This window comes from Pseudomonas arabinosi (assembly GCF_047758675.1).
GTDB classification, from domain to species: domain Bacteria; phylum Pseudomonadota; class Gammaproteobacteria; order Pseudomonadales; family Pseudomonadaceae; genus Aquipseudomonas; species Aquipseudomonas arabinosi.
In genome coordinates this window covers 6,072,097-6,085,074 of sequence record NZ_CP180480.1, presented here as the reverse complement: position 1 = coordinate 6,085,074, position 12,978 = coordinate 6,072,097, and the positions used below count along the sequence as shown (strand labels likewise).

The 12,978-nt window shown below is 59.0% G+C and carries 11 protein-coding genes; 10 read left to right on the top strand and 1 reads right to left on the bottom strand.

What is annotated here, in order from left to right; all coding sequences use genetic code 11:
• Positions 1-23 precede the first annotated feature (23 nt).
• The 10 genes from rlmN (at position 24) to ACMXYJ_RS28230 (ending at position 11,051) form a co-directional block, all read left to right on the top strand.
• On the top strand, positions 24-1,172 hold the full coding sequence (rlmN, locus tag ACMXYJ_RS28275) for a 23S rRNA (adenine(2503)-C(2))-methyltransferase RlmN (protein ID WP_033061468.1): 1,149 nt from the start codon (positions 24-26) through the stop codon (positions 1,170-1,172).
• 12 nt (positions 1,173-1,184) lie between these two features.
• Complete coding sequence (pilW, locus tag ACMXYJ_RS28270; RefSeq protein ID WP_415757792.1) at positions 1,185-1,943, top strand: type IV pilus biogenesis/stability protein PilW; 759 nt, start codon at positions 1,185-1,187, stop codon at positions 1,941-1,943.
• Positions 1,943-2,971 (top strand): RodZ domain-containing protein, encoded by a 1,029-nt coding sequence (locus ACMXYJ_RS28265; protein ID WP_415757791.1) that lies wholly within the window; start codon positions 1,943-1,945, stop codon positions 2,969-2,971. Before pilW ends, ACMXYJ_RS28265 begins: the two co-directional genes overlap by 1 nt.
• 3 nt (positions 2,972-2,974) lie before the next feature.
• A complete protein-coding gene (ispG, locus tag ACMXYJ_RS28260) occupies positions 2,975-4,084 on the top strand; it encodes a flavodoxin-dependent (E)-4-hydroxy-3-methylbut-2-enyl-diphosphate synthase (RefSeq protein ID WP_046046035.1) in 1,110 nt (369 codons plus the stop codon).
• A gap of 24 nt (positions 4,085-4,108) precedes the next feature.
• A complete protein-coding gene (hisS, locus tag ACMXYJ_RS28255) occupies positions 4,109-5,398 on the top strand; it encodes a histidine--tRNA ligase (RefSeq protein ID WP_415757790.1) in 1,290 nt (429 codons plus the stop codon).
• A gap of 40 nt (positions 5,399-5,438) precedes the next feature.
• Positions 5,439-6,080 carry a tetratricopeptide repeat protein gene (locus ACMXYJ_RS28250; protein ID WP_415757789.1) on the top strand — a complete coding sequence of 214 codons (642 nt, stop codon included), beginning with the start codon at positions 5,439-5,441 and terminating at the stop codon, positions 6,078-6,080.
• Entirely contained in the window at positions 6,073-7,224 is a 1,152-nt protein-coding gene (gene bamB, locus ACMXYJ_RS28245) for an outer membrane protein assembly factor BamB (protein WP_415757788.1), read from the top strand. The genes ACMXYJ_RS28250 and bamB overlap by 8 nt, the downstream gene beginning before the upstream one ends.
• Before the next feature lie 138 nt (positions 7,225-7,362).
• Entirely contained in the window at positions 7,363-8,832 is a 1,470-nt protein-coding gene (der, locus tag ACMXYJ_RS28240; RefSeq protein WP_046046039.1) for a ribosome biogenesis GTPase Der, read from the top strand.
• Between the two features lie 291 nt (positions 8,833-9,123).
• Complete coding sequence (locus ACMXYJ_RS28235; protein ID WP_415757787.1) at positions 9,124-10,272, top strand: pyridoxal phosphate-dependent aminotransferase; 1,149 nt, start codon at positions 9,124-9,126, stop codon at positions 10,270-10,272.
• A complete protein-coding gene (locus ACMXYJ_RS28230) occupies positions 10,260-11,051 on the top strand; it encodes an amidohydrolase (protein ID WP_415757786.1) in 792 nt (263 codons plus the stop codon). Before ACMXYJ_RS28235 ends, ACMXYJ_RS28230 begins: the two co-directional genes overlap by 13 nt.
• A gap of 203 nt (positions 11,052-11,254) precedes the next feature.
• Here the strand turns inward: ACMXYJ_RS28230 and leuA are convergent, their stop codons facing one another.
• Positions 11,255-12,934, bottom strand: coding sequence for a 2-isopropylmalate synthase (gene leuA, locus ACMXYJ_RS28225; RefSeq protein ID WP_415757785.1), 1,680 nt, complete (start codon positions 12,932-12,934; stop codon positions 11,255-11,257).
• Between the last annotated feature and the right edge of the window lie 44 nt (positions 12,935-12,978).

The window sequence follows — 12,978 nt, the reverse complement described above, 5'->3', positions numbered from 1 at the left end:
GGCTTAAGAGTGAAGGTGAATCCATGACTACATCGACTGTAAAAACCAACCTGCTGGGTCTGACTCAGCTGGAAATGGAAAAATTCTTCGACTCAATCGGGGAGAAGCGTTTCCGTGCCGGTCAGGTAATGAAATGGATTCACCACCTTGGCGTCGATGATTTCGACGCCATGACGAACGTCAGCAAGGCCTTGCGCGACAAGCTCAAGGTTATTGCCGAAGTTCGTGGTCCTGAAGTGGTCAGCGAGGACATTTCCACCGACGGCACCCGCAAGTGGGTGGTTCGTGTGGCGTCCGGCAGCTGCGTCGAGACCGTGTACATTCCCCAGGGCAAACGCGGCACTTTGTGCGTTTCGTCCCAGGCAGGCTGTGCCCTGGATTGCAGTTTCTGCTCCACTGGCAAGCAAGGTTTCAACAGTAACCTCACCGCCGCCGAAGTCATCGGCCAGGTGTGGATTGCCAATAAATCGTTCGGCAGCATCCCGGCGACCGCCGACCGTGCCATCACCAACGTGGTGATGATGGGCATGGGTGAGCCGCTGCTGAACTTCGACAACGTCGTGGCCGCCATGCATCTGATGATGGATGACCTGGGCTACGGGATCTCCAAGCGCCGCGTTACCCTGTCTACCTCGGGTGTGGTGCCGATGATCGATGAGCTTTCCAAGCATATCGACGTCTCCCTGGCGTTGTCCCTGCACGCACCGAACGACGCATTGCGTAACCAATTGGTGCCGATCAACAAGAAATATCCGCTTAAGATGCTGCTCGAGTCGTGTCAGCGCTACATGTCGTCCCTGGGCGAGAAGCGCGTGCTGACCATCGAGTACACCTTGCTCAAGGACATCAACGACAAGGTCGAACACGCGGTCGAAATGATCGAGTTGCTCAAGAACATCCCGTGCAAGATCAATCTGATTCCGTTCAACCCGTTCCCGCATTCCGGATACGAGCGCCCGAGCAACAACGCGATTCGTCGTTTCCAGGATCAGCTTCACCATGCCGGCTTCAATGTCACCGTACGCACCACCCGCGGTGAAGACATCGATGCCGCGTGTGGCCAATTGGTAGGGCAGGTGCTGGATCGCACCCGTCGCAGCGAGCGTTATATCGCCGTGCGTGAGTTAAGCGCCGAAAACGATATCGCACAGAACGCTGCGAACAATAATTAAGAGAGGATCTCTATGTCCCTGCGCTTCGCGCTGCTTTTGCTGTTGGCCAGCCTGTGTGCTGGCTGTGTCCTGTCGGGCGATTTCAACCCGATGAAGACCAGCAAGGGTCGCGATGAAGCGCGCGTTGCCTATGTGCAGCTGGGCTTGGGGTACTTGCAACAGGGCATGACCGAACGGGCGAAAGTGCCGCTGAAGAAAGCGCTGGATCTGGATGACTCGGATCCGGATGCCAACGCTGCGCTGGGTCTGGTATTCCAGGCCGAGATGGAGCCGGAGCTGGCGGATCAGCATTTTCGCAAGGCGCTGTCTTCCCGCCCCAACGATGCGCGAATCCTGAACAACTACGGCAGTTTTCTTTTCGAAGAGAAACGCTACAAAGAAGCTTACGAGCGCTTTGAACAGGCCGCCGCCGATACCTTGTATCCTGAGCGTTCGCGAGTGTTCGAGAACCTCGGCATGACCGCTTCGAAGCTGGGGCAGCGCGATCTGGCGCAGCAGCAGCTGGAAAAATCCCTGCGTTTGAATCGCCAACAGCCACGAGCATTGCTGGAAATGGCTGAGTTGTCCTTCGAAGACAGGCATTATGTGCCCGCGCGTGACTATTACGATCGTTTTAGCCAGCTCACCGAGCAAAATGCACGTAGTCTATTGCTCGGCGTTCGGCTGGCAAAAGTGTTTGATGATCGCGACAAGGCCGCCAGTTTTGGCCTGCAACTAAAACGACTCTATCCCGGTACGCCGGAATATCAGCAATACCTGTCGGAGCAATGATGAAAGCGGCGCATCCCGAAGTTGTAGCAGCGAATCGCGTTAATCCCGGTGAGACTTTGCGCCAGGCTCGCGAAAGCAATGGCTGGTCGCTGGCCGAAGTGGCCCTCAAGCTCAACCTCACCGTCAATTCCCTGAGCAATCTGGAAGCCGGCGCTTTCGACAAGCTGCCTGGGCATACCTTTGCTCGCGGTTATATTCGCGCCTACGCGAAATTGCTCGGCATGGATCAAACCGTACTGGTTCAACAGTTCGACCAATCCACCGGCACCGACTCCCAGGGCAGCAACGTTCATAGCCTTGGACGTATCGAAGAGCCGGTTCGGGTTTCCCACACCATTTTGCGAATTGTAAGCCTGCTGTTGCTGTTCGCAGTGATTGGTGGTGGTTTTGTCTGGTGGCAGGATCAAACCTCATTACGCACCAAAGACCTGACCAGCCTGAGCCCGGAACACGTTGAAGTCGAAGGCGCTGACGGCACCACCCAGATCCATCCGCTGGACGAGCCGGAAGACCAGGCCGTCGCGGAAGGTCAGGTTGAAGGCGCAACCGCTCTTGCGTTGCCGCAAGCCGAGAATTCCACTGAAGCACCGGCCGCAGCTGAAGCGACCGTGCCTGCCTTGGCTGCACCTTCTGCGCCAGCACCCGTTGCACCGACGCACAGCGCCGCTCCGGTTGTCGCGACTCCGGCCGCTACATCCCCGACTGCTCCTGTTGTATCGACTCCGCCTGCGAGCGCTTCGGTTACTCCGACCATTCCCGCTCCAGCAGCGGCGGCTCCGGTTGCCGGCCAAGGCCAGGTTCAACTGCAATTCACTGCCGATTGCTGGGCGCAAGTGACCGATGGCACCGGCAAGGTGTTGTTGAGCGGCCTCAAGCGCAAAGGCGAAAACGTTTCCGTGAGCGGCAAGCCACCGTTTTCCGTGCGTCTGGGCTTCGCCCGTGGCGCGCAGGTCAGCTACAACGGGCAGGTGGTTGATGTCGCTCCGTTCACCAGTGGCGAGACTGCTCGCCTGAAGTTGGGTCAATAAGTCATGCACGGCGAATCTCCAATCAAACGTCGCGAATCCCGCAAGATCTGGGTCGGTAACGTGCCTGTTGGCGGCGATGCGCCTATCGCTGTGCAGAGCATGACCAATAGCGACACCAATGACGTCGCCGCCACCGTGGCCCAGATCAATCGGCTGGAAGCGGCTGGCGTCGATATCGTGCGAATTTCCGTTCCCGATATGGATGCTGCTGAAGCCTTCGGCAAGATCAAGAAGCTGGTCAAAGTACCGTTGGTTGCCGACATTCACTTCGACTACAAGATCGCTCTGCGCGTAGCCGAACTGGGCGTTGACTGCCTGCGCATCAATCCGGGCAACATCGGTCGCGAAGACCGCGTGCGTGCGGTAGTCGATGCCGCCCGTGATCGGGGGATTCCGATCCGCATCGGCGTGAACGCCGGCTCCCTGGAAAAAGACCTGCAAAAGAAATACGGCGAGCCGACTCCGGCTGCGCTGGTTGAATCTGCCCTGCGTCACGTCGAGCACCTTGAGCGCCTGAATTTCCAGGACTTCAAGGTCAGCGTGAAAGCTTCTGACGTGTTCATGGCCGTCGCCGCTTACCGCTTGCTGGCCAAGGAAATCGTTCAGCCGCTTCACTTGGGCATCACCGAAGCCGGTGGTTTGCGTTCAGGCACGGTGAAATCCGCCGTGGGCCTCGGTATGCTGCTCGCCGAAGGGATTGGCGATACTATTCGCATCTCGTTGGCGGCCGACCCGGTCGAGGAAGTGAAAGTCGGCTACGACATTCTCAAATCCCTGCACCTGCGTTCCCGTGGCATCAACTTCATCGCCTGCCCGAGTTGCTCGCGGCAGAACTTCGATGTGGTCAAAACCATGAACGAGCTGGAAGGGCGCCTCGAAGACCTGCTGGTGCCGCTGGATGTCGCGGTCATCGGTTGCGTGGTCAACGGGCCGGGTGAAGCCAAGGAAGCCCATATCGGCTTGACCGGCGGCACGCCAAACCTGATTTACATCGACGGCAAGCCGTCGCAGAAACTGACGAATGACAATCTGGTGGATGAGCTTGAACGCTTGATCCGCCAGAAAGCGGCCGAAAAGGTCGCAGCTGACGCAGCAGTCATTGCGCGCGGCTAAGTCGAACGAATTTAAGGATTTATAGTGAGCAAGTCTCTGCAAGCCATACGTGGCATGAACGACATCCTGCCCGAGCAGACTCCCCTGTGGCGTCATTTCGAAGGCACTGTCTCGCGTTTGCTGGATAACTACGGTTACAAGCAGATCCGCATGCCGATCGTCGAGTTCACCGAGCTGTTCAAACGCTCCATCGGTGAAGTGACCGACATCGTCGAAAAAGAGATGTACACCTTCGACGACCGCAACGGCGACTCCCTGACCCTGCGCCCTGAAGGCACGGCGGCCTGTGTGCGTGCGGTGCTTGAGCACGGCATCACCGGCGGTGGCCAGGTGCAGAAACTCTGGTACATCGGCCCGATGTTCCGCCACGAACGTCCGCAGAAAGGCCGTTATCGCCAGTTCCACCAGATCGGTTGCGAAGTCTTCAACCTTGACGGTCCGGACATTGATGCCGAGCTGATCGTGCTGACCTGGCGCCTGTGGGGCGAGCTGGGCATCCGTGATGCGGTCAAGCTCGAGCTCAACAGCCTGGGTACCGCCGAGTCCCGTGGTCGTTATCGCGAAGCACTGGTCGAGTTCCTGTCCGCGCATCTGGACAAGCTGGACGAAGACAGCCAGCGCCGTCTGAAGACCAACCCTTTGCGGGTTCTGGATACCAAGAACGCTGACACTCAAGCCGTGCTGGTCGACGCGCCGAAAATGGCCGACTACCTTGACGAAGAATCTCGCGTGCACTTCGAGGGCCTCAAGGCTCGCCTGGACACCGCCGGCATTCCTTACGTGATCAACCCGAAGCTGGTGCGCGGGCTGGATTACTACAGCAAGACCGTTTTCGAATGGGTCACCGACAAGCTGGGCGCCCAAGGCACCGTGTGTGCCGGTGGTCGTTACGACGGTCTGGTGGAGCAGATGGGCGGCAAGCCGACCCCGGGCGTTGGTTTCGCCATGGGCATCGAGCGCCTGGTGCTGCTGCTTGAAACCCTGGAGCAGATCCCGGAAGAGATTTCCCGTCAGGTCGACGTCTACCTCTGTGCCTTCGGTGAAGCCGCCGAGTTGGCCGGTCTGGCCCTGAGTGAACGTGTTCGTGATCAATTGCCCAACCTGCGCCTGCAAGTGAATGCCGGCGCCGGCAGCTTCAAAAGCCAGTTCAAGAAAGCCGACAAGAGCGGTGCGTTGTACGCGCTGATCCTCGGTGACGACGAAATGGCCCAGCAAGTGGTAGGTTTCAAACCCCTGCGTGGCCAGGGCGAACAACAAAGCATTGCCTGGGATGCGCTTGCTGCACACCTGGCCACCTGCGTCGTGCAGGGTTGAAGCTGTCAAACAGCCGATTTAGCGATTAAGGAGTATTGGGGTGTCGAGTACCGAAGACGAACAGCTGTCGGATTTGAAGGACTGGTGGACACGCAACGGCAAGCCCCTGGTCACTGGCGGCCTGTTGGCGCTGGTCATCGTGTTCGGCTGGCAGGCCTTTCACAAGTATCAGAGCAATCAGTCGCAAGGCGCCTCGATGCTCTATCAGCAACTGCTGGAAACCACGCTGACGCCAGACGGCAAGCCTGATGCCGCCCGTGTTGCGGACCTGGCCGGCAAGCTCAACAGCGAGTTCGGCGGTAGCGCTTACGCGCAGTACGGCAGCCTGTTCTTGGCAAAAGTAGCGGTCGACAGCGGCAAACTGGATGACGCAGCCAGCGAGCTGAAAGCCATTGTCGCCAAACCGGCCAACCCGGCGCTGGGCGAAATTGCTCGTCAGCGCCTGGCGCAGGTGCTGGCCGCGCAGAACAAGGCCGATGAAGCCCTGAAACTGCTCGAAGGCGATGCCGATAAAGCATTCCTGGCCACTCGCGAAGAACTCAAAGGCGACCTGCTGGTGCAGTTGGGTCGTACCGACGAAGCGAGCACGGCGTATCAAAAAGCCAAGGCGGCACTGTCGGATGAAGCGGCAGTGGGTGGCCTACAAATCAAGCTGGACGATCTGGCCAAAGGGGATGCGTGACGTGATTCGTTGGAAACATGCAGCATTGCTGGCTCTGGCCATATTGGCCGCGGGTTGCAGCAGCAACAGCAAAAAAGAACTGCCACCGGCCGAGTTGACCGACTTCAAAGAAGAAGTGGTTTTGCAAAAGCAGTGGAGTCGTTCGATCGGTGACGGTCAGGGCGATTCGTACAACATGCTGGTTCCGGCGATCGATGGCGATACCATCTATGCCGCCGACGTCACCGGTGTGGTGATGGCGATGGATCGCAGCAATGGCGACGTCAAATGGAAGAAAGATCTCGAATTGCCTGTTTCCGGCGCTGTCGGCGTCAGTTACGGTCTGCTCCTGATCGGTACGATCAAGGGTGAAATCGTTGCCCTGGACGCCATCAACGGTGAAGAGAAATGGCGCGCTCGCGTGTCCAGTGAAGTCCTCGCACCGCCGGCCAACAACGGTGATGTCGTTGTAGTTCAGACTCAGGATGACCGTCTGATCGGTCTGGATGCCGCTACCGGCACCCAGCGCTGGTTGTATGACAGCACTCCAGCGGTATTGACCCTGCGCGGCACCAGTGCGCCGATCGTCACCAACCGCCTCGCGGTGGCTGGCCTGTCGACCGGTAAAGTGGTCGCTCTCGATATTTCCAACGGCGTGCCGGTGTGGGAACAACGTGTAGCGATTCCACAAGGTCGTTCGGAACTGGAGCGCGTTGTCGATATCGACGGTGGCCTGCTGCTGTCCGGCGAAACGCTTTACGTCGCCAGCTACCAGGGTCGCGTTGCGGCACTGGACCTGCAAAGCGGTCGTCAGCTCTGGCAGCGTGATGCTTCCAGCTATGCCGGTGTCGCCCAGGGTTTTGGCAGCGTCTACGTGAGCCTGTCTTCGGGCACCGTTGAAGGCGTCGACGAACGTTCCACCACAGCTTTGTGGAGCAACGATTCGCTGGCCCGTCGTCAACTGTCGGCTCCGGAAGTGTTCTCCAGCTATGTTGCAGTCGGTGATATGGAAGGTTACCTGCATCTGCTGAGCCAGGTGGACGGTCGTTTCGTCGGCCGCGAGCGCATCGACAGCGACGGCCTGCGTGCCCGTCCGCTGGTGGTGGGTGACACGATTTATCTGTATGGCAACAGTGGCAAACTGGAAGCCCTGACCATTAAGTAAAGGTTTGACTATGCTTGGGGTTAAACCCCAGGCAGCCCCGTTTCACGGGGTTCGCAGCGCCCCAAGCGCTGCCCCGAGCACCAGCCGCTGCCTAGCAGCGGCTTTTGTATTTTCTGAAATAACGAAGTGGAGAGCCGCATGGTTCCCGTAATCGCCCTGGTGGGCCGACCGAACGTCGGCAAGTCCACCTTGTTCAACCGCCTGACCAGGACTCGCGACGCCATCGTCGGCGACTTGTCCGGTCTGACCCGTGATCGCCAATACGGTGAGGCCAAGTGGCAAGGGCGTTCCTACATTCTGGTCGACACCGGCGGTATCTCCGGTGACGAGCACGGTATGGACGAAAAAATGGCCGAGCAGTCGCTGCTGGCCATTGAAGAAGCGGATGTCGTTCTGTTCCTGGTAGATGCCAAGGCTGGTTTCACCGCCGCCGACCAGATGATCGCCGAGCATTTGCGCAAACGTAACAAGCGTTCTTACGTGGTTGCCAACAAGGTCGACAACATCGACCCTGAAATGGCCCGCGCTGAATTCGCCCCGTTGGGCATGGGCCACGCGATCCCGATCGCCGGTGCACATGGTCGTGGCATCACCCAGATGCTGGAAATCGCCCTCAGCGACTTCCCGAAAGACGATGACGAGCTGGAAGAAGGCGAGGAAGAGATCGTTGCCGAAGGCGAGGAAGCCAAGCGCATTCCTGGCCCTAGCGAAAAAGACGGGATCAAGATCGCGATCATCGGCCGCCCGAACGTCGGCAAGTCGACCCTGGTCAATCGCATGCTCGGTGAAGACCGGGTAATCGTCTATGACGAGCCCGGCACCACCCGCGACAGTATCTACATCCCGTTCGAGCGTAACGACGAGAAGTACACGCTGATCGACACCGCCGGTGTGCGCAAGCGCGGCAAGATCCACGAAGAAGTTGAAAAGTTCTCCGTGGTCAAAACCCTGCAAGCGATCAAAGACGCCAACGTGGTGATCTTTGTGATGGACGCCCGCGAAGGTGTGGTGGATCACGATCTCAACCTGCTGGGCTTCGCCATTGAGTCGGGTCGTGCGCTGGTGATCGCGATCAACAAGTGGGACGGCATGACGCCAAGCGAGCGCGACTTCGTGAAGGTCGAGCTGCAACGTCGACTGTTCTTCGTTGACTACGCCGACATTCACTTCATCTCGGCCCTGCACGGCACGGGCGTGGGCAACCTCTACGCCTCCGTACAGAACTCGTTCAAGTCTGCGGTCACCCGTTGGCCAACCAACCGTCTGACCACGATTCTGGAAGATGCGGTTGGTGAGCACGCGCCACCGATGGTCAACAACCGTCGGATCAAGCTGCGTTATGCCCACTTGGGTGGTGCTAACCCGCCGATCATCGTGATTCACGGTAACCAGATCGAGAAAGTGCCTAAGTCTTACGTGCGCTATCTGGAAAACACTTATCGCCGTGTCTTGAAGCTGGTCGGTACGCCGATCCGCATCGAGTTCAAGGGCGGCGAGAACCCGTACGAAGGCAACAAGAACTCGCTGACCGATCGCCAGGTCAACAAGAAGCGCCGCATGATGTCGCACCATAAAAAGGCCGACAAAAAGCGCCGCGACAAGCGCTGATTCACAACCCCACACCTTTGTGTGTGGGGGCTGTTGTGGCGAGGGGATTTATCCCCGTGGGTGGCGTAGCCGCCCCAAAACCATCCACTGCGGTTTATCAGATAAACCGCGGTGAAGGGTTTACGACTACTTCGTAGCCGAACGGGGATAAATCCCCTCGCCACAGAGTTATGCGGTGAAGTTTTGGAAGAAGGGCGCCAATGGGCGCCCTTTTTTTATGGGCGTCGTTTGGGCTATTCTCGGGCTCTCCCGCGCCGCCGTTAGCGCCGGGTGCAGAGCAGGGAATCACCGATGATCACCAGTAAGCTGCCGAATGTCGGCATCACTATCTTCACTCAGATGTCTCAGCTCGCGGCGCAAACCGGGGCGCTGAATCTGTCCCAGGGTTTTCCCGATTTCGATGCCCCGCGGGCCCTGTGCGATGCGGTTGGTCGGCATATCGCCAATGGCCATAACCAGTATTCGCCGATGACCGGCCTTCCGGCATTGCGTCAGCAGATTGCGGCGAAGATCGCCCGCAGTTACGGCGTCAATGTGGATGCCGACCATGAAGTGACAGTCACGCCCGGTGCAACCCAGGCGATTTTTTGCGCCATTCAGGCGGTTATCCACAGCGGCGACGAAGTGATTGTCTTCGATCCGGCCTACGACAGTTATGAACCTTCGGTTGAGCTGGCCGGTGGTCGCTGCGTCCATGTGCCGTTGGGCCTGAATGACTTCGCCATCGACTTCCAGAAACTGGGTGAAGCCATTACACCGCGCACGCGGATGATCGTTCTCAACTCTCCACATAACCCAAGTGGCGCGCTGATCAGTCGTGCCGAGCTGGATCAGTTGGCGGTGTTGATTCGAGATCGCGACATCTACATCGTCAGCGACGAAGTCTACGAACACTTGGTCTTCGATGGCGTGCCCCACGCCAGCGTGCTGAATCACGAAGAGCTGTATCAGCGTGCTTTCGTCGTCAGCTCCTTTGGCAAGACCTATCACGTCACTGGCTGGAAAACCGGCTACGTGGTCGCACCGCCGGCCCTCACAGCGGAGCTGCGCAAGGTTCACCAATACGTCAGTTTCTGCGGGGTAACGCCGCTGCAATACGCCTTGGCCGACTTCATGGCCGAGCACCCGGAACACGTTGAAGAACTGCCGGCCTTCTATCAGGCCAAGCGCGATCTGTTCTGCGATCTGCTGACGCCGTCGCGCTTCAGTTTCACCCGAGTGGCCGGCACGTATTTCCAATTGGTCGATTACTCGCAGATCCGCCCGGACCTCAATGATGTCGAGATGGCGTTGTGGATGACCCGCGAACATGGCGTGGCGAGCATCCCGATCTCGGTGTTCTACCAGACCCCACCCGAAGGCCAGCGCCTGGTGCGCCTGTGCTTCGCTAAACGCGAGGAGACCCTGCGTGAAGCAGCGGCAAAACTATGCGTGATCTGAGTGCGCTACCCAATCTGAACATCGCGCTGATCCAGACCACCCTGGCCTGGCACGATCGTCAGGCCAATCTGGAGCATTTCGAGCCGTTGCTGGAGCAGGCTCGCGGGGCGGACCTGATCATCCTGCCGGAGATGTTCACCACCGGTTTTTCGATGGAGTCCGAGACCCTCGCCGAATCGGAAAACGGTCCCACCAGCAAGTGGCTGCGGGTCCAGGCAGCGAAACTCGATGCGGTGATCACCGGCAGCGTGATCGTCCAGACGGCTGACGGCAGCCATCGCAATCGCCTATTGTGGGCGCGGCCGGACGGGGAGGTGTGGCACTACGACAAGCGCCATTTGTTCCGCATGGCCGGCGAGCACAACCATTTCACCCCCGGCGAGCGTCAGGTGCAATTCGAACTCAAGGGCTGGCGAGTGCGGCCGCTGATTTGCTACGACCTGCGCTTCCCGGTCTGGAGCCGCGATGCTCAGGACACCGATTTGCTGCTGTACACCGCCAACTGGCCGGGGGCACGGCGTCAGCACTGGAACCGATTGCTGCCAGCGCGGGCGATTGAAAACCTCTGCTACGTAGCGGCGGTGAATCGCGTTGGTACTGACGGCAAAGGTTTCGCGTATACCGGCGACAGTCAGGTGCTGGACTTCCAGGGTGAGACGTTACTCAGTGCGGGCGAAGCTGATGGCGTGTTTCAGGTGGTTCTGAACGCTGCGGATCTTCAGGCTTATCGAACACGCTTTCCGGCGAACCTGGATGCCGATACGTTTGAGTTCACCTGAGATCTCGGCGGCCTGAACCGGCCTCTTCGCGAGCAAGCCCGCTCCCACTTTGACCGATGTGAACACAGACTTTGTGTACACCCCGATCAAATGTGGGAGCGGGCTTGCTTGCGAAGGGGCCATAACAGACAACGCTTAAACATCAGGCAAACAAAAAGGCCCCGAGGTTCGCACCTAGGGGCCTTTTGCGTTTCAGCGAAGGCTTACGCCGCTTTCGCTTCCGGCTGGCTCAGCGAGCGGTTAAGTGCGCTGAACAGGGCCTTGAAGCTGGCGGTGGTGATGTTTTCATCGATACCGACGCCGTGCACCGCACGTTCACCATTCACACGCAGCTCGATGTAGGCCGCCGCCTTGGCATGGGTGCCCGAACCGATGGCGTGTTCGTTGTAGTCCATGATCTCAACCGGAATCGGCAGACCGGCCACCAGCGCTTCCAGGGCACCGTTTCCCTTGCCACGCCAGTGCAGGTTGGTTTCACCCTGACCTTTGCCCGAGACTTCCACTTCGACGGCGCTGTGACCGTTTTCTTCCTGCAGGCGATGGCTGACCAGCGCGTACGGCGTGTTGGCCTGCAAGTACTCGCTGTGCAGCAGCGCGTGGATCTGCTGAGCCGTCATCTCGAGGCCCAGACGGTCGGTTTCACGCTGCACAACCTGGCTGAACTCGATCTGCATGCGACGCGGCAAACTGATGCCGTATTCCTGTTCCAGCAGGTAAGCGATACCGCCTTTGCCCGACTGGCTGTTGACGCGGATCACCGCCTCGTAGCTGCGGCCGATGTCGGCCGGGTCGATCGGCAGGTACGGCACTTCCCACAGGGCGTCCGGTTTCTGCTGGGCGAAGCCCTTGCGGATGGCATCCTGGTGGGAGCCGGAGAACGCGGTGTGAACCAGGTCGCCGACGTACGGGTGACGTGGGTGCACCTGGATCTGGTTGCATTCTTCGACGACTTTGCGCACGCCGTCGATGTCGGAGAAGTCCAGCTCAGGGTGAATACCCTGGGTGTAGAGGTTCAGCGCCACGGTCACGAGGTCGACGTTACCGGTACGTTCGCCGTTGCCGAACAGGCAGCCTTCGACACGGTCGGCGCCGGCCATCAGGCCCAGTTCGGTGGCCGCAACGCCAGTGCCACGGTCGTTGTGGGTGTGCAGGCTGATGATCACGCTGTCACGACGGTTGATGTGACGGCCGAACCATTCGATCTGGTCGGCATAGATGTTCGGGGTCGCGCATTCGACGGTGGCTGGCAGGTTGAGAATCACCTTGTGCTCAGGCGTCGGGTTCCAGACTTCGATCACTGCGTCGCAGACTTCTTTGGCGAACTCGAGCTCAGTGTTGCTGAAGGTTTCTGGGGAGTATTCGAAAGTCCACTCGGTGTTTGGCTGCTGGGCGGCATATTTGACGAACAGCTTGGCCGCGTTCACGGCGATGGCCTTGACCCCTTCCTTGTCCTGGTTGAAGACAATGCGACGGAAGGAAGGGGAGGTGGCGTTGTACAGGTGAACGATGGCTTTCTTCGCCCCGCGCAGGGATTCGAAGGTGCGCTCGATCAAATCTTCACGGCCCTGGGTCAGCACCTGAATGGTGGTGTCGTCCGGGATGTGGTTGCCTTCGATCAGGGTGCGCACGAAGTCGAAGTCGGTTTGCGAAGCCGCCGGGAACGACGCTTCGATTTCTTTCACGCCGACCGACACCAGGGTTTTCCAGAAACGAAGCTTCTTGACCGCGTCCATTGGCTCGATCAACGACTGGTTACCATCACGAAGGTCGGAGCTGCACCAGATCGGCGCGGCAGTAATGGTCTTCGACGGCCAGGTGCGGTCCGGGATGTCGATGGTCGGGAACGCGCGGTATTTCGAAGACGGGTCTTTGAGCATGCTCATCGGGAAATCCTTATTGTGTGGGCCGAAAAGAGGCGGCCTGCCGG

Coding starts and splice junctions, on each gene's coding strand:
- rlmN (WP_033061468.1), top strand. CDS start 24: ATGACTACATCGACTGTAAAAACCAACCTGCTGGGTCTGACTCAGCTG.
- pilW (WP_415757792.1), top strand. CDS start 1,185: ATGTCCCTGCGCTTCGCGCTGCTTTTGCTGTTGGCCAGCCTGTGTGCT.
- ACMXYJ_RS28265 (WP_415757791.1), top strand. CDS start 1,943: ATGAAAGCGGCGCATCCCGAAGTTGTAGCAGCGAATCGCGTTAATCCC.
- ispG (WP_046046035.1), top strand. CDS start 2,975: ATGCACGGCGAATCTCCAATCAAACGTCGCGAATCCCGCAAGATCTGG.
- bamB (WP_415757788.1), top strand. CDS start 6,073: ATGCGTGACGTGATTCGTTGGAAACATGCAGCATTGCTGGCTCTGGCC.
- der (WP_046046039.1), top strand. CDS start 7,363: ATGGTTCCCGTAATCGCCCTGGTGGGCCGACCGAACGTCGGCAAGTCC.
- ACMXYJ_RS28235 (WP_415757787.1), top strand. CDS start 9,124: ATGATCACCAGTAAGCTGCCGAATGTCGGCATCACTATCTTCACTCAG.
- ACMXYJ_RS28230 (WP_415757786.1), top strand. CDS start 10,260: ATGCGTGATCTGAGTGCGCTACCCAATCTGAACATCGCGCTGATCCAG.
- leuA (WP_415757785.1), bottom strand. CDS start 12,934: ATGAGCATGCTCAAAGACCCGTCTTCGAAATACCGCGCGTTCCCGACC.